Source organism: Baaleninema simplex PCC 7105 (assembly GCF_000332355.1).
GTDB classification, from domain to species: domain Bacteria; phylum Cyanobacteriota; class Cyanobacteriia; order Cyanobacteriales; family Geitlerinemataceae; genus Baaleninema; species Baaleninema simplex.
In genome coordinates this window covers 17,331-34,034 of record NZ_KB235962.1, presented here as the reverse complement: position 1 = coordinate 34,034, position 16,704 = coordinate 17,331, and the positions used below count along the sequence as shown (strand labels likewise).

Here is a 16,704-nt window from a genome sequence, read left to right as displayed (position 1 = left end):
TTAGTTGATTAAAAAGTCAACTCACGCGAGAACGACGCAGCAGACTGTCAGGTCAGACGTTCTCACTGCGCCTGGCCTGACTTTTCCGAAACATCCTGCGTTATCCCACCAACCGTTCCCAACCGGAGGTTTCCAACCGTGACTCAAGCGTCTTTCGACAACAAATCCCAGTTACTCGAGCAATTCCAACAGGTTTTGGCCGAACGCAAGCGTCAGGAGTACCGTGTCGCCACCAAAGAAGAAGAAGCCGAAACTCAGAAAAACCGAGAACTCCTCGAAATTGCCTCCACCTACACCCCAGACAGCATCGTTCGCGGCTTTGCGGACTTACAACTGGAGTTCGACACCACCGTTACCAGCCTCGCCGATCGCCTCGAAACCGAAGCCAAGAAACTGGACGAACTCCGCAAATCCATCGAAATCGAAACTGAGACCCTACAGCAGTTGCAAAAAGTCGGTATCGTCGCCGACGCGTTGCACCTACTGCGCCGGGAACACCAAGAACAACGCCGCGCCTTGGAAGACAAACTGGCGCGTCAGCAGGAAGCCTTGGAAAAAGAACGCACTCAAACCCGCAAAGCCTGGGAAAAAGAACGACAAGCCTTCGAGACGCAGGTGGCGGAAACCGAGGCAATGTTGCAGAAACAGCGGCAACAGGAAGCGGCTGACTTCCAATACGAGTTACAACGCCAACGGAAAATCGATGCCGACGAGTACGAACGCCAGCGTCGGGAGTTGGAAGCGCAACTGTCGCAACAAAACCGCGAAAAAGAGAAAGATTGGACAGAGCGGGAAGCGTTTTTAAGCGATCGCCAAGAAGAATTTGACGAGAAAAAACAGCGCGTTGCCACCTTCGAGGCAGAGTTGCAACAAGCCTTCGATCGCGCCAAGGAAGAGGCGATTCGCAAGGTCAATCGAGATGCGTCAGTGAAGGCGAATTTAGTCGAGAAAGAGTGGGAAGGTCTTCAACAAGGTTACGAGGTTAAAATTTCGGCATTAGAGACGACGATCCAGCGTCAAAACGAGCAAATTGCTGAAATTTCGGCACAGTTACAAGCTGCCGCTCAGCAATCTCGAGAGTTAGCAATTCAGGCGTTTGGCAATCGTTCTTAATGGCTGTAGGTTGAGTCGAACGAAGTGAAATCCAACCGTCAGATTTCTTTGAAAAATCGAGGAAGTTAACGCGTGAATTTTTCAAAACCTTCGTTCGGTATAAGTTGAATCGAACGGAATAAAATCCAATAGCCAAACTTCTTTCGAGAGTTTCGTTCTGTTGGGTTTCGTTTCACTCAAACCAACCTACAAAAAATTACTGAATTTTTTGCAAATTCTTCATTCTTTGAGGTTAGAACTGTGGTCAATTCTCGCAACACCAAATCAGAAATTCTCGCTGCATACAAAGAACTTCAAAAAGAAAAGAAATCGTTGGAGGCTAAATTCAAACAAGGCACGAAATCTCAGTCAGAAAATTCTACCCCGTCAACGGTCGAATCCAATCGCACTCGAGCTTCTGCAAAAACCGAACAGGAACGGATGCAAGACACTATCGCACAGTTAACCGGATTGAAGTTGGGATTTGGCAGTTCGGTGAGCCAGCTTTCCGAACAGCTTACCCGCGAAGCCTCGCAGTTGGGAGAGGTTCAAAGTCAAGTTTCCGAAGCGATCGCTCGCCTGACGCAACTGTACGATCTCTCAGATATCCAAGACGAGACGCTCGACAACTTGATTCGCGAGTACGAAGAGAGTAAAAAACAGTTTTCCGATGTGTTTGAAACAGAACGGGAAACTCTAGAACAAGCATTTTTTGAAGAAGAAACGGCGTGGCAGAAAGAACGGGAAGATCGCCACGAAGCGATCGCAGAACGCAATGCAGAGTATCGTAAAGCCTGCGAGCGAGACGAGCGAGAGTATCGTTACGATCGCGATTTACAACGCCAGACAGACGCTGAAGCATATCAGCAGCAGCAAGCAGAGTTATATCGCCAACTCGACGAAACTCGCCAACAGCAAGAAAAAGCTTGGGAAGACCGGGAAAAAGCAATTTCCGAACGCGAAACTGAGTTTGAAGAAGTGATGGCGAAAGTCGAAGCGTTCCCGGCGGAGAAAGAAGCACAGATCGAACGCGGAAAAGAAGTCGGACGCAACATCGCGATCGCTCAAACGAAGGCGAATGCAGAGTTGCGGCAGAAAGAAATTGAGGGTGAAAAGCAGCGGTACGAGTTGCAAGTTCGAGCGTTGGAAGAAACGATTCACGATCGCGAGATTCGCATTGCCAATTTGACGCAGCAGTTAGAAACCACCCTCAAGCAAACGCAAGAGTTGGCAGTCAAGGCGATCGAAGGTACGGCAAACGATAAATCTTTGCAAGCGGTGAAAGATATTGCGTTAGAACAAGCTAAAAACCAGCAACGTGGGAAGTAAGCGATCGCACCTATCCGATCGATCTAACTGACTGAAAGAACGCGATCGCTCTGAGTCTCGGCATCTTCAAGATGCCGAGATTTTTTTGAGTAGTTTTGAATTGTAAATTTCAAGTAGGAGTCTCGAAAACAAACACGAAATCGATCTGTTTTAATCGTTGCGAAATCGCTTTGAAGGAACGCGATCGGTAAAAATGCTGAAAATGCGATCGGCTAAAATAAGGAAAGCGCAAGGGGCTTTCCAACGCCGATCGGATCGAAATATCGTGTGACGTTAGCTTAGAATTTGGGAGTCGGATCGCTATGACGATCGAAGACGAAGAACTGCAAGGCATCTTTAAAGAAGCAAGCGAAGAAGAGTTAAGAAATATTAAGGATGGCTTGTCTGTATGGCAGCAGCATCCCAGCGATCGCAACGTTCTCGAAGATCTATTAAGAAACGTTCATTCCCTCAAAGGCAATGCGGGAATGCTGGGTCTCAAAGACCTCGCCATGCTGACGAACCAGTGGGAACACGTTCTCGAAACGCTCAAACAGAGCGACACTTCCCCGTCAGAAGATGTATTTGCACGACTCCAGCAAGGTCTCGAAGCGATCGAAAAACTGGTAAACGAGGCCATTACCGGCGAACCTTCAGGCGTACAAACCTTCTACGTCTTAGCGGCTTTGATGGGAGGACACGCCTCGCCGCCGCCTCCCTCTGACGACACCCCCGAAACGCTGCCAGAATCTCCACCGCCTCCGCCAGCGTCCCCGAGTCCTCGGGTTTCCCACAGCGATCCCAGCCAGACGTACCTCGACGACGAGGAACTCCGTCAAACCTTCCAAATTGCCAGCGAAGACCACCTACAAAAACTCGACGACGGACTGCTACATCTCGAACAACATCCCGACGATGGCGATCGCCTCGACGACATTTTGCGAGAAATCCACAGTCTCAAAGGCGATGCGGGAATGCTAGGCGTCGAATCCGTAGCGCAACTGGCTCACCTCTGGGAGCAGCAACTCGCACCAGTTAAAGAGAAAACCCTCGATCTCTCGCCGCAACTGTTCGATCGCCTGTACGGGGGCTTAGACGCGATCCGCCAGTTCGTCAACAACGCCGTGAGCGGAGAAGTCGGGTCGCTATCCCTCGAAACCGCGTGCCATGTATTGCGGGGTGAGGAACCGCCCGTTTCGACGCCCGACCCATCCCCGACCGAACCCGCGACGCCGCCACCCTCCTCGACCGAACCCGCGACGCCTTACATCGAGGACGAAGAACTCCGTCGAACCTTCAAACTGGCCAGCGAAGACCACTTACAACAACTGTACGACGGTCTGCTGCACCTCGAACAGCATCCCGACGATCGCGATCGCCTCGACGACATTTTGCGAGAAATCCACAGTCTCAAAGGCGATGCGGGAATGTTAGGCGTCGAGAACGTCGCACGTCTCTCCCACGCTTGGGAACACCAACTCACACCCGTTAAAGAGGGAAAAACCGACCTCACCGACGACCTCTGCGATCGCCTGTTTCGCGACCTCGACACCATCCGCCAACAGATTAGCGATGCCGTCACCCCTCCTCTAGAGCGACCGGATTCCACCTCAAACGGCTCCTCAGACACCGCCTCAGCGGCCGACGATCGCACCGTCCCTTCCGGCGAAATCCCGTATATCGAGGACGACGAACTCCGCCATACCTTCCGCATCGCCTGCGACGACCACTTACAACAACTCGAGGACGGATTGCTGCATCTCGAAGAGCATCCCGACGATCGCGATCGCCTCGATCGGGTTTTGCGAGAAATCCACAGCATCAAAGGCGATGCGGGAATGTTGGGGATCGACACCATCGCTCGACTAGCCCACGACTGGGAACAACACCTCGTTCCCATCAAACAGGACAACGTCCCGCTAACCCCCCAACTGTGCGATCGCCTCTACCGAGAATTAGACAGAATTCGCCAACTCGTCAACGAAGCCGTAACCGGCCGTTGGAGTCCAGTCGAACCCGACACCGCCGTCGATCGCCCTAACATCGGCCCGCAGTCCCCAACCCAAACCGCCGCGAGCGCTCCTGCACCCGCTGCGACCTCCCCCAAACCGTCGTCTGACAGTTCCCCCAACGGCAACGTCCAAAACGATCTAGACGGAAACTATCGCATCGATACCATCCGCGTCGCCACCCACAACCTCGACGCCTTGATGACCCAAGCCGGAGAACTCACCGTCACGAAAATTCGCATCGCTCACCGACTGTCCGAAATCGAAGAAATCGTCAGCCTCTGGGAAGAGTGGAGTCGCGACACCAACGCCTCGCGGTTTCTGTGGGAAGAGTTCCGAGTCAACGGTCGCGAAAACGGAAACGGAACTCGGGCTAACGTTCTCGAACAGATGCAGTCGTTTCAGCAACTGTCCCGCGATCGTCTCGAACGCATGGGAAACCTGGTCAACCGCCTGCGAAACGCCATCGCCGAAGATACCGCGCGACTCGATACTATTTCCGACGAAATTGAAGACGGCGTGCGGACGTTGCGACTGTTGCCGCTGTCGACGATTTTCAACCTGTACCCGCGTTTGGTGCGAGACTTAGCGCGATCGCAAAACAAAAACGTTCAACTGTCGATTTGGGGAGGAGACACCCGCGCCGACAAGCGCATCCTCGAAGAGATGAAAGATCCCCTCACCCATATTATTCGCAACGCCATCGATCACGGCATCGAACTGCCTGAAGAACGGGTGAGGCTGGGAAAACCCGAACGCGCGACCGTGACGCTGCGAGGATATCAAACTGCCAGTACCGTCGCGATCGAAGTCTCCGACGACGGCCGGGGATTGGATCTCGAAAAAATTAAGAAAACCGCCCTCAAAAACGGCGTGTGTCGTCCCGAAGACTTAGAAACGATGACGCCGAACCAAATTCAATCGCTGATTTTCATGCCCGGATTTTCCACGCGATCGTTCGTTACGGAAGTCTCGGGGCGCGGCGTGGGGTTAGACGTCGTCCACGCTAATGTCGAACGGCTCAAAGGCTCGATTCAAGTCGAATCCGAACCCGGAAAAGGCTGTACCATCCGACTGCACTTGGGGACGACTTTAGCCACCGCCCACGTGCTGCTCGTCGAAGTTAACGGACAACCTTACGCCTTGCCAGTCGAGTTCGTGCAGACCGCTTGTACGATCGACCCAAGCGATATTTTCGCCATCGAGGGTCGAGAAACAGTTCTCTTCGGCGATCGCCCCATTTCCGTTGCGACGTTGGCAGACTTGTTAGAACTCCCAGAAACTTCGGCAAAGCGCGAGGCGCGATCGAGCGCTCTGTCCTGCATTATTTTGAAAGTCGGCGACGATTGGCTCGGGGCGATCGTCGATCGCCTCATCGACGAACAAGACGCCATCCTCAAACCCCAAAGCAAACTACTCGCTCGCGTTCGCAACGTTTCGGGGGCGACGATTTTGGGAACCGGAGAAGTTTGTATCGTTCTCAACCCCGTCGATTTAGTCCAGTCGCTACATAGCACCCGCCGCTTGTCTGCACTGACACGAGATACGACTTCCGTATCGGTCGCCTCCGAAGACATCGGTGTCGAACCTCCCGAAGACCGACCTCGAGCCGTCGTGTTGTTAGTCGAAGATTCCATCACCACTCGCACCCAAGAAAAACGGATTTTAGAAGCGGCGGGTTACGAAGTCGTCACGGCCGTTGACGGGTTAGACGGGTACAACAAACTTCGCGCCCAGCCGTTCGATGCCGTGGTGTCCGACATTCAAATGCCCAACCTCGACGGTCTCGAAATGACCGAACGGATTCGATCGCACCAGCAGTACAGCGAACTTCCCATCGTCCTCGTCACCTCCCTGGGAACCGACGAAGACCGCCGCAAAGGGGCTGAAGCAGGAGCGAACGCTTATATCACAAAAAGCAGTTTCGATCGAGAGGTATTAGTTGAAACGTTGAGGCGTTTAGTATAGATTTTCGATCGCAGTGGGGTTTCAAACGTATCGTTTCGCTTTCGAGAATCTGTTAAAAACTGTAAACTTGTAGAGTGAGCAAGGTTTGTCTTGCCACTTCTCAAGCGATAAAACACTGTTTTCAAAAGTTGTTTGAAAAATCGATCGCGCTGCTCGCCGTTCCTTTCAAAAGATGCCTATTCGCGTTCTCGTTGCTGAAGATTCCCCCGTCGTTCAAATCGTTCTCAGGCGAATTTTTGCAGGATGTGACGATATCGAACTCGTCGGTATGGCACGCACGGGAAAAGAGGCGTTAGACCTCTTACCTCGGGTACGCCCCGATGTCGTCTGCACCGATCTCCATATGCCCGAAATGGACGGATTAGAACTGACTGAAGAGATTATGGCAACGATGCCCCGTCCGATTCTCGTCTTGAGCGCCTCGGTGCAAGCCGAAGATACTCAAAACGTATTTCAGGTACTCAACGCCGGGGCGGTGGACGTTTTACCCAAACCCATCGACAGTTCCGTGGGTAACTGGGACGATTTAAAACACGAACTCCTCATGAAAATTCGGATTTTGTCTGGGGTGGCCGTGTTTACCCACCGACGACGGACGACGCCTGCGGTAAGGGTTCCGACGATAACTCGCGAAGAACGCCAGCGTGCTTATCAAATCTTGGTGGTGGGAGCGTCTACGGGCGGACCGCAAGCGTTACTGTCAATTTTATCGACGATTCCGCACAACTTTCCCGTTCCCATCGTCTGCGTTCAACATATTAGTCGGGGATTTTTACAGGGATTGGTGGCGTGGTTGAATTCAGAAACCAAAATTTCCGTCGAAATTGCCTCGGCTGGCGCGATCGCCCGGCCGGGAACGGCCTATTTTCCGCCTGAAGACAAACATTTAATCTTCGATCGTGCCGGCCGTTTTGGGTATTCTAACCTGCCGCCTCTGTCGGGACATCGCCCGTCGGTAACGGTTTTGTTCGAGTCTGTCGCTCGGTGTTACGGTCGCCGTTCTGTGGGCGTTTTGTTAACAGGAATGGGGAAAGATGGTGCGATAGGAATGTTAGAAATCGAACGCAGCGGCGGATTGACGATCGCACAAGACGAAGCCAGTAGCGTCGTGTTTGGGATGCCGAAAGAGGCGATCGCACTCAAAGCAGCACACTACGTTCTGCCGTTAAACGAGATTTCACCGCTGTTGTTACAACGGGTGTTTCGCTGACTGTAATTCGATCGTTTGAATCCACAATTTGAATGATTTCAATTTTAAAACTTCAAGCTTCAATAAATTATCTAGCGACTCTAAATCAGTGGTGTGAAAAAGAAAAAAGGGAATCGGGAACGGGTTACGAAGGGTGCATCTCACTTTCGTAGAACGACCCCTCCGCCTTCGGCACCTCCCCTTAGTAAGGGGAGGATGGGTGGGGTTCCGGGTGCAAAAGTGAGATGCACTGGGTGCATCTCACTTTTGTAAAAATATAAGTCTGGAGTCGGTTGGACTTCGACAACGCTGCCGTCCAGGGGTGGAACGGAGTGGAGTCCAACAGCCGATCGATCGAGGAGGTCAGCCTTAGTGGTGCAGAAAAGTCCTGAAACCCTTGTTAGAACAGATATCGCCGTATTAAAGGGTTGGCCGCAAAATCCCAGATCGGTAAATGGTTGCCGGAGATCCCCGGCATCTTGGAGATGCCGGGGATCTGGCTCGAGTCTCAATACAGATTTTATGTGTTTTGTCAATCCTAGATCTCGAAAAGTTTTCTGCACCACTTAGGTAGGTCAGCTCGTATCCGATGAACTTACATTTTTGAGATGCACCCATTACGAAGCCATCAAGCCTGAAACGAGCAAGTCAAGAACAGCATCTGTTTGTTGTTCGATCGTTTCAGAACTCAAAAGCTCTCTGTCAGGCTCGAGATACTTTAAATTTTCATGAGCGTCGAAGTAAAACGAACAAATTCCCAAAATATTAATTGCAGTTAAAAAGGGATCGACTTTACGAAAAACTCCCTCATTTATTCCTTTTTCTAACAATTTTACAATAGATTGAAATCCTTCTTGCCACCCAGTCTGCTCGCCGTAGCGCCCTTGGTTTTGCAATGCTTCTTGAAACCAGAGCATCCCATGCCATCGGTTTTTAGACTCAAATTTTATATAGCTACGAACGATAGACTCTAAAGCCTGTTCGACAGGTTGTTGTTCGATATCGATCGCTTCAAACGATTCGTTAATTTCTAGAACGAGCTGATTTAATACAGCCTGATACAGTGTTTTCTTATTTTTAAAATAATAACAAATCATCGCTTTAGTCACACCACTGCGCTTCGCAATATTTTCAGTTCTCGCCCCAGATAAACCATACTGGGCAAACTCCTCGATTGCAGCCGAGAGAATGTTGGCTTTCGTGACTTCTGCATTCCGGCTTTGCTTTTCCTCGTTGTGCTTGGGGGTGAAGCGGGGTGTTTTCGGCATGGTTGCAACCCAATCGGCAAATCAGACTCCTCTATCTACTTTAATCCTTGACATCCATCTATAGACCTTGCTACGCTAACTAAACAGTTGTTTAATTAAAATCCACAGGTTATGAAACCTATTCTTCCAGGAGCGCCTTGGCTAGTCGCTCACCGCTCGATGCTGGGCGTTAATCGTCCTTATCCGCTCACCTTGAACGGTCGAGATTACGTACTCTGGCAAAATACATCGGGGGAAATCTCTGCGCTGAGTAATATTTGCCCTCACATGCAAGCTCCCTTATCGAAGGGGTGGATTTGTCAAGAGCGCAACACGATCGCTTGTCCGTTTCACGCACTAGAGTTTGACGGTTTGGGGCGACTTTTTCGAGATGGAGAATTGAGTCGAACGTCTTTCATCGAACCGCTAAAATTAATTGTTGACGGCGATTTCATCTGGACTTACGGCGGCTTTCAACCTCAACTCCCAGTTCCCGACCTACATCAAAAAGTTGCAAACGATTACGATTTCTTGGGTGTAACCGCTCAAAAAAGCATTCAGAGCGATTTTCTAAGCTGCCTGAAAATCAACTACGACCACAACCATCAAAATGGAACGCATCGAGAGTTTTTTAAGTGCAAATCCTGTCGATCTGAGTTCATCGAAAAAGAAGGCATTTATGCCAAGGTTTCACAAGTCGTCGAAAAAGATGACTATACACCAGAAGAGATCGCAGAAAACCCCATGTTGGGCGCAATTCCAGATGTGATGAATAATTTTCTGGAATATGTCTTTCCCTCAACTCAGTTTTTCTGCTTGCAGTCGCCAGAAGTACAAACCTATCAAGGACATATCCTGTACCCCGAGACTGAAAATCGAACTCAAACGTTTATTTTGCTGTATGCAAAATTCAGCGATCCGAGCTTAAAACCAGTCATGAAAGACTCTTTACTTCACGCCGCTTCGATTGTTGTCCAACAAGATACACAATGTTTAGAAAGCTTATATCCCCGGCAAACACCCAAAATTCATCTACCCAATGAAGACATCATGGTCTATGCAGAAGCACTTTATAACAACTGGGAGGGTGCGCCAGTAATTTAACAAAAAAAATCAACAAAAAAATCAACAAAAAAACCGGCTTCTCAAAAGAAACCGGAAAAGTCACCACGGGAAAAACTGTGTCAAAGCAGGCATTTACCGCTTAAAACCACTCAGCATGGAAAAACTCACCGCGCGATTTGTCCGTGCGTTCGTAAGTGTGAGCGCCGAAATAGTCTCGTTGCGCTTGAGTGAGGTTTTGCGGAAGTCGTTCGCGACGGTAGCTGTCGAAATAATCGAGAGAGGCGCTAAACGCAGGAACGGGAATCCCCAAGCCATTCGCCGCCATCAACACTTCTCGCCAAGCGGCTTGGCGATCGAGAATGGTTTGTTTGAATTCCGGCGCGAGCAGCAAATTCGCCAAATTGGGATTTTCATCGAAAGCACGTTTGATTTTATTCAAAAATCCCGCTTTGATGATGCAGCCGCCTTTCCAAATTCGCGCGATTTCGCCCAAATCGAGGTTGTATTCAAACTCCTGAGATGCCGTTCCGAGCAGCGCCATCCCTTGGGCGTAAGAACACATTTTCGAGCAGTAGAGCGCGTCGCGAACCTTGTTGATAAACCCTTGCGTGTTACCGTCGAACTTCCCGCCGGGGCCCGCTAGTTCTTTGGCTGCTGCCATCCGTTCGTCTTTATAGGCTGACATGACGCGGGCGTTCACCGCCGCCGTGATAGTGGGAATGGGAACTCCGAGTTCTAAGGAACTCACCACCGTCCAGCGTCCCGTTCCTTTTTGTCCGGCGGCATCCAAAATCTTATCAATGAGGAAGCCGTCGCCCATATCGTCTTTTTTCTTGAAAATATTGGCGGTAATCTCGATCAAAAACGAATCGAGTTCTTCGGTTTCGTCCCACTCGGCGAAGACATCGTGAAGCTGCTCGTTCGTCAACCCGAGAACGTTTTTCAAGAGATCGTAGGCTTCGGCAATCAACTGCATATCGCCGTATTCGATGCCGTTGTGAACCATCTTGACGTAATGCCCCGCGCCTTTGGGGCCGATGTAGGTGACGCAGGGGCCGTCGTCGACTTGGGCGGCGATTTTCGTGACGATGGGTTCGATCGCCTCGTAAGCTTCCCGCGTTCCGCCAGGCATCAAACTCGGGCCGTTGAGAGCGCCTTCTTCACCACCGCTGACGCCCATTCCAATAAAGCGCAACCCCGCCGCTTCGAGATCGGCCACGCGGCGATCGGTATCTTCGTAGAGCGAGTTTCCGCCGTCGATAATCATATCACCGGGTTCGAGGAGCGGTTTGAGTTGCTCGATAACCGCATCGACAGGTTTACCCGCCTTCACCATCAGCAGGATTTTTCGGGGGCGTTCGAGGGACGCGACGAATTCTTCGAGGCTGTGAGCGGGTTTGACGTTCTTACCTTGGGCGCGATTTTCCATAAACGCCGTCGTTTTCTCAGTCGTGCGGTTGTAGACAGCCACGGAAAAGCCGTTGCGCTCGACGTTCAGCGCCAGGTTTTCACCCATTACGGCGAGACCGATGACGCCAAAATTCTGTAAAGCCATATATATCGTTTCAACTCGACTGTTTGGGATGTTTCGATGCTTCGATTCTTTGTTCAGGGTAGCCCGATCCCCCTCAGAAGATGGGGAAGAAGATGTTAAGAGTGGAGGAGGGGGAGAGGGGGAGAGGGGGAGAAGGGGAGAGGGCGAGAGGGGGAGAAGGAAGAAACTGTCAACTGTCTTCACTGTTGACTGCTCACTGTTGACTGTTCACTGTAAAGGGGGAGACGCTTCTGCGTTATCAATTATCAATTGTCAATTGTCAAATCCATCTGACCTGTAGAATAAAGCAGTAGAGAGATTTAGGGGTTAACGACGTAATGCTTGCCTATCTGCTTGCTGTTGCCGTTGGTTTGGGCAGCTTTATTCTCTTTATGGCAGCTTTCTTTTTCCCAGAGGTCTACCGAAAGGGAGATTTCGTCTGGAGTGGCGTAGGGTTTTTCTACGCTCTGGTGCTGTGGTTTTGCGCCGGACGCTTCACGGGGGCGGTGCTACTCGGTCAAACCGCCAGCGTCACACTCATCGGTTGGCTGGGGTGGCAAACGCTACGACTGCGTCGGGAGGTGACACCTCGCGATCGTCAAACGCCGACGGATGCTTTGGAGGAAAAAGCGTCGGAACTGCTGTCTCGAGAAACACCTCCTGCTACGACACCGCAAGCTGAGGAACCTGGCGAAACAGAGTCGCCTTCGGCTGAAACGAAGGAAGCTGCGGAGGAGGCGATCGCGATGCCTGAAGCGCCGGACGCGACGGAAACACCGGAATCGACGATCGCAGAAGCCGAAGACACGACGCCTGAAGCCCCGTCTGAAGGTGCGACGGCGAAGGACGAAGATGTGCTTGAAGGGGAAGACACCGCCAAACCCGAAGTGAAGACCCCCGAACCGACTGCTCTTTCAGCCAGTCAAGCCAAACCAGGGCTGTTCGGGAGAATTGGCAGTTTGTTTAGTCGCGTTAAGCCCCAACCGTCTCGATCGCCTGTTTCCCAACCGAGTTCGGAGAAACCCCAGGTTGAATCTACTGAGGAGCCGTTTGAAACTGACACTGGAGACGAGACACCTCAAGAGACTTTTCTGCAAGACAGGTTGGAAAGCGAAACCTCTGCGGCGGACAGTTCGGAGACCGAACCCGTTACGGAAGACGAGGTGAAGGCAGATTCGACGGTTGAAGAGGGAATTGAGGACGAGGAGAGCCAAGACACTTCTGAAATTGACCGATCGCCCGAGGCCGTGTCTGAACCTGAAGATACAGTCGAAGCGTCAGTGGAAGACGTGTCTGAAGTCGAACGACCTGACGCCGCTGAAGTGTCCGACGCGGGTGCAGATACAGCCGAATCGAAAACCGCCGAAATTCCCGAGGCCGAGGATATGACGGACGAGTCCGACGATATCGAAGTTCGGGAATCAGAAGAGAGTACCGATCGCGATGACGAGGAGGACTCGCCTAAGCCAGAAAAGTAAAGAACGGTAGGTATTTCGGAAACATTTCGTAATAAATTGGTGAAATGGCGATCGAAATCACAAAACTTAAACGGCTCGATCGCTAAAATTCCCCCTAAATCTCACGGCACACTTCGGGATCGCGTCACGTCGCGAACGCTCGGAAACTCAGATACTGGGATTAGACTTAACGAGTTATTAGGATTGACGATCTTGAACCGACCTATCATTTCAATTCGCGATCTCGTGCGCGAAGCGCTAGAGACGGGGTATCTTTCAGTCGAAGCTGAAGAACAACTGCGCCAGTGTTTGACGCAAAAGTACGATCTTGAAGATTTTCATGCGTTCGTGCGACTGCAACAGGCGGCGATGCAGGGGAAAGTTCGACAGGAATCGCGGGAGTTATTGGAACGTCAGTCCCAATCTCACCCGCAGTCGGTTCCTTGTTAGCGATCGCCTTTCGTGTTGTTCTGCTCGAGCTGTCGAACGCGATCGAGCATTTGACGCCATTGTGAAATCAGCCGTTTAGCGGAGTCGTCGTCGTGAAATTCCAGGTAGACGATGGTTTGACGAATGAGATACTCGAACTCACTTGGGGTCACGGCAGTTCTCTCGAGAGCAGGTTAACATCGGGGTGCATACCATCTTTGATTGAGATTGTTTAACCCAGGCTTTCTGTTTCCCCGCCTTCGATTATCTTTTCAGGCGTGCGAGGACGGGCGATATCTACTGTAATTTTTCCACCGAAATCGGGAATGGGAGCGGCGGGTTTACTCAGACGCACGCGCACCCGTTCTAGGCGATCGCGCGTGAGTAACTCTTCCGCGATCGCTTCAGCCAAGCGCTCGATTAGGGCGTATTTTTGCGTCTTGACGATGGTTTTGACCGATTCGATCGCCCCGCGATAGTCGAGGGTGTCTTCAATGCGATCGCTCTTTCCGGCGACGGCTAAATCCACCCACAGCGTCAGATCGAGGTCGAACCATTGCCCTAAAACCTGTTCTTCGGGCAAAAATCCCGTGTATCCGTAACAGCGTAAATTTGAAATTCGGATGCAATCCATATCACAAATATTTTTATTGTCAATATTTCGTTGTAAAAGTATACAATAAAAACGATGGCAGAAGACGAACGCCAGAACAACCCAGCGAAGTTCGATAAAACTGCAATGATTGCAATAATAAAGCGTAGCCTATCGAACCGTTTCCTGTGAAATCAAGATTCTGGCTCGGAGCGATCGCCCCTCTCGGCATCTTCGCCGCGATCGTGCTGTCGGGCGATCGAACCCTAGCCGATTCTACCTGTCCGAAAGACCTCGAACCGCTGATCGCTCGAATGTTGCCCGAGCTTCCCGGTTATATCAACCGCGTGACCGCGCGATCGCAAACGACCAACGATCCTCTCGCTCGGAGTACCGTTCTCGTGGCGGGGCGTCCAGAATTTCAGGCGATCGAACTCGATCGCGACCCTCCCGAGAACGTCCGTCAAGTCTTTATCACAACTCTAGAGCGCACCTATACCACCGACAAAATCCACCAACTCCAACATTTTCACTGGCTGTTTCTCACCCAAGCCGAAAATGGAGATTGGTGGCTCGTAACCATGTTTTCAAGTCTCGACACCGCCCGCGATAACATTGTCACCCCACCCCGAGAAACCAGCAGTAGCGCGATCGCCTCGGGAATTCGCAACTGGCTGCGAGACTGTCGAGCTTCCGGTGATGAGGAAATGGGGTGATGACCGTAGCAGTCTCAGAACCTTGACAACTGGATACCGACCTGGGTGAGGTGTTCCCTTCATTTCCTATACCTACGATACTGCCGGTCGCCTGGATGCAGCCACAGACGAACGGGGAACCACTGATTTCGACTACGGACTTCTCGGTCAGCTGCTCTCGCGTACCGAACCCGACCAAACGGAAATTTCCTATACTTATGGCGATGCCGGTCGAGTCGAAACCGTGACCACCCCCGCAGGCACTCTATCCTACCGCTACGACGACCTCAACCGTCCCCGGCAGGTGGTTGGCTTCGACCCTTTAGAGGTGAGGATCTATGGCTCTTCGGAGTTTAGAGTGACAGAAAAACTAACTTTACGAGATTTCAAAGGTTTTGGCTCTCGAGTTCTCAATTTTTTGTATCGTTTTATACATTTGTAACCACAAACTCCGAAGACCCTACGGGGACTGCTCTGAATGGAGAAACCTCAAGGGGATTTGATGTTAATTTTAGTGGCATTCTTAGATTTAGTGGGTGCATCTCACTTTTGCAAAAACATCAGTTTGGGGTGGCAAAATTCCCGATTAGCACTTCCGGTATAAGATCCCCGGCATCTTGGAGATGCCGGGGATCTGGAAATTGAGTGCGCCCAATTCGATGAATTTACATTTTTGAGATGCACCCGATTTAGTTTTCCAGTTTATAACGTAGGAGATTTTCCGCAGCCCTGCACAAGCACTCCCAGCTAAAAAATAGTAATTCTCACCCCAAATCTAGATCGTGAATAACTTCTTTCATCTTTTTTACTATCCCAGCCCGTTCTATATAGCCCTTTTTTTGCCATGTATAATAGATGGTCATGCTGTAGGCGAGTGGCATAAAAAACTTCAAAACTTTCAAGACTACAGTGCAAAAAAACGGATAGTAGCGAGTCTATTAATGGTTGTTCAAGGCATAATTTTTTTGCTCTCCATCGCCATAAAATCTGTGGTAAATTTATTCAATATTCCTTATGAAAGCTATTTTGATAATGCAGCTATTGCGTTATCCTACATTTATTGTGCTTTTTATCTTGCTTTTTTATTGATAACTTTATACGTGGCTAAGAATGAAAATACATAATCCAGGGTCTTCTGGGTTTGCGACGATCGATGTAGCTTAGACTACAGAAATTCGATGGAGTAAATGAAGTGGAAACTCGCTATCTCGTCGATGCCAATCGTCCTTATGCAGAGGTTATCGAGGAGTACGCACCGAACGGGGAAACCCAGACGGCTTACGTGCGCGGTTTGGATTTGATTTCCCAGCAGCGTGGGGACGAGTCTCGATTCTACCTGCAAGACGGACACAGTGGCGTGCGCCTGCTGACGGACGAGTTAGGGACGGTAACGGATACTTACGAGTATGGAGCGTATGGTGAGGTTTTGAGTGCGACGGGTGCGACGGAGAATCCTTATCTTTATCGCGGTGAGTCGTGGGATTCCGAGTTAGGATTGCAGTATCTGCGATCGCGGTATTACGAACCGGAAACGGGGCGTTTTCTCAGTACCGATCCGTTTGAGGGGATGGTGGAAAGTCCGGTTTCTCGCCATCGCTATCTTTATGGAAACGCTAATCCTGTTGTTTTTGAAGATCCGAGTGGGGAAGTTGCTAGTACACTTAGCGCTCCGGCTATTGCTTCAACCCTTTCTGTTGCACTATCAACAGTTTATTCAGTAGCTGCTCCTATCATTGGATTGTCAGTTGGACAGGCAACCGTATCTGTTGTTGGACAAACCGGTACAAACAACAGCTTAGAGTGGAAAGGAGACATTGAAGGAATTGATGCTAATTTCTTCGTGAGTGCAAATGGTGGTATATTATCTGCTCGAGTACTAGCAGCTACCAGGATTTTTGGATACGGTCTTTCTCGCCGTTTTTCAGGAAAGTGGATGATAGTCACTGGTGGAATTAATACAGGAGCATTAGCGGGTATTGCCCCAAATCTTGCTATTATTGATAACCAGGTAACACTTACTTCACCTAGGGTGCATCCCAGTTTTGCAATGAGTAAGAGTACTTAGAGCGGTTTGAGAGAAGGGAGTTAAGCTAAAAGGAGTTGCCCAAGTCGGAGTCAA

General features: G+C 50.6%; 15 protein-coding genes and 1 pseudogene. 12 read left to right on the top strand and 4 right to left on the bottom strand.

The window, feature by feature from the left end:
* Positions 1–138 precede the first annotated feature (138 nt).
* The 5 genes and pseudogenes from GEI7105_RS0125390 to cheB all read left to right on the top strand — a co-directional run bounded on the left by GEI7105_RS0125390 (position 139) and on the right by cheB (position 7,587).
* Positions 139–1,113 carry a coiled-coil domain-containing protein gene (locus GEI7105_RS0125390; protein WP_017663183.1) on the top strand — a complete coding sequence of 325 codons (975 nt, stop codon included), beginning with the start codon at positions 139–141 and terminating at the stop codon, positions 1,111–1,113.
* A gap of 240 nt (positions 1,114–1,353) precedes the next feature.
* Entirely contained in the window at positions 1,354–2,421 is a 1,068-nt protein-coding gene (locus tag GEI7105_RS0125385) for a coiled-coil domain-containing protein (RefSeq protein WP_017663182.1), read from the top strand.
* Positions 2,422–2,723: 302 nt separating this feature from the next.
* Positions 2,724–3,950 (top strand): annotated as a pseudogene (locus tag GEI7105_RS41315) (Hpt domain-containing protein); the annotation flags it as partial.
* Positions 3,951–4,070: 120 nt separating this feature from the next.
* On the top strand, positions 4,071–6,377 hold the full coding sequence (locus GEI7105_RS36350) for a hybrid sensor histidine kinase/response regulator (protein WP_026097958.1): 2,307 nt from the start codon (positions 4,071–4,073) through the stop codon (positions 6,375–6,377).
* A gap of 172 nt (positions 6,378–6,549) precedes the next feature.
* On the top strand, positions 6,550–7,587 hold the full coding sequence (gene cheB, locus GEI7105_RS0125370) for a chemotaxis-specific protein-glutamate methyltransferase CheB (protein WP_017663179.1): 1,038 nt from the start codon (positions 6,550–6,552) through the stop codon (positions 7,585–7,587).
* A 596-nt stretch (positions 7,588–8,183) separates the two neighbouring features.
* On the opposite strand, the gene GEI7105_RS0125365 is transcribed toward cheB, so the two are convergent.
* Complete coding sequence (locus GEI7105_RS0125365) at positions 8,184–8,834, bottom strand: TetR/AcrR family transcriptional regulator (protein WP_017658770.1); 651 nt, start codon at positions 8,832–8,834, stop codon at positions 8,184–8,186.
* Positions 8,835–8,945: 111 nt separating this feature from the next.
* Here GEI7105_RS0125365 and GEI7105_RS0125360 point away from each other — a divergent pair, with 111 nt between their 5' ends.
* A complete protein-coding gene (locus GEI7105_RS0125360; RefSeq protein WP_026097354.1) occupies positions 8,946–9,917 on the top strand; it encodes a Rieske 2Fe-2S domain-containing protein in 972 nt (323 codons plus the stop codon).
* A 100-nt stretch (positions 9,918–10,017) separates the two neighbouring features.
* Here the strand turns inward: GEI7105_RS0125360 and gnd are convergent, their stop codons facing one another.
* Positions 10,018–11,433, bottom strand: coding sequence for a decarboxylating NADP(+)-dependent phosphogluconate dehydrogenase (gene gnd, locus GEI7105_RS0125355; protein ID WP_017658772.1), 1,416 nt, complete (start codon positions 11,431–11,433; stop codon positions 10,018–10,020).
* Positions 11,434–11,750: 317 nt separating this feature from the next.
* Between gnd and GEI7105_RS39345 the strand changes: the two genes are divergently transcribed.
* Positions 11,751–12,890 carry a Ycf66 family protein gene (locus GEI7105_RS39345; RefSeq protein WP_017658773.1) on the top strand — a complete coding sequence of 380 codons (1,140 nt, stop codon included), beginning with the start codon at positions 11,751–11,753 and terminating at the stop codon, positions 12,888–12,890.
* 192 nt (positions 12,891–13,082) lie between these two features.
* Complete coding sequence (locus tag GEI7105_RS0125345) at positions 13,083–13,319, top strand: hypothetical protein (RefSeq protein WP_223307390.1); 237 nt, start codon at positions 13,083–13,085, stop codon at positions 13,317–13,319.
* Here GEI7105_RS0125345 and GEI7105_RS38860 read toward each other — a convergent pair.
* Both GEI7105_RS38860 and folB read right to left on the bottom strand, forming a co-directional pair.
* On the bottom strand, positions 13,316–13,471 hold the full coding sequence (locus GEI7105_RS38860) for a hypothetical protein (RefSeq protein WP_017658775.1): 156 nt from the start codon (positions 13,469–13,471) through the stop codon (positions 13,316–13,318). The two genes, GEI7105_RS0125345 and GEI7105_RS38860, sit on opposite strands and share 4 nt — an antisense overlap.
* Before the next feature lie 59 nt (positions 13,472–13,530).
* Complete coding sequence (gene folB / locus GEI7105_RS0125335) at positions 13,531–13,932, bottom strand: dihydroneopterin aldolase (protein WP_017658776.1); 402 nt, start codon at positions 13,930–13,932, stop codon at positions 13,531–13,533.
* 146 nt (positions 13,933–14,078) lie between these two features.
* Here folB and GEI7105_RS32470 point away from each other — a divergent pair, with 146 nt between their 5' ends.
* From GEI7105_RS32470 to GEI7105_RS0125320, 4 genes are all read left to right on the top strand, one after another.
* Positions 14,079–14,606, top strand: a complete 528-nt coding sequence (locus GEI7105_RS32470) for a hypothetical protein (protein ID WP_017658777.1) — start codon at positions 14,079–14,081, stop codon at positions 14,604–14,606.
* A gap of 61 nt (positions 14,607–14,667) precedes the next feature.
* Positions 14,668–15,027 carry a hypothetical protein gene (locus GEI7105_RS41355; RefSeq protein WP_083862278.1) on the top strand — a complete coding sequence of 120 codons (360 nt, stop codon included), beginning with the start codon at positions 14,668–14,670 and terminating at the stop codon, positions 15,025–15,027.
* A gap of 340 nt (positions 15,028–15,367) precedes the next feature.
* Positions 15,368–15,709 carry a hypothetical protein gene (locus tag GEI7105_RS0125325; protein ID WP_017658778.1) on the top strand — a complete coding sequence of 114 codons (342 nt, stop codon included), beginning with the start codon at positions 15,368–15,370 and terminating at the stop codon, positions 15,707–15,709.
* Between the two features lie 68 nt (positions 15,710–15,777).
* On the top strand, positions 15,778–16,650 hold the full coding sequence (locus GEI7105_RS0125320; protein ID WP_017658779.1) for an RHS repeat-associated core domain-containing protein: 873 nt from the start codon (positions 15,778–15,780) through the stop codon (positions 16,648–16,650).
* The last annotated feature ends 54 nt before the right edge of the window (positions 16,651–16,704 follow it).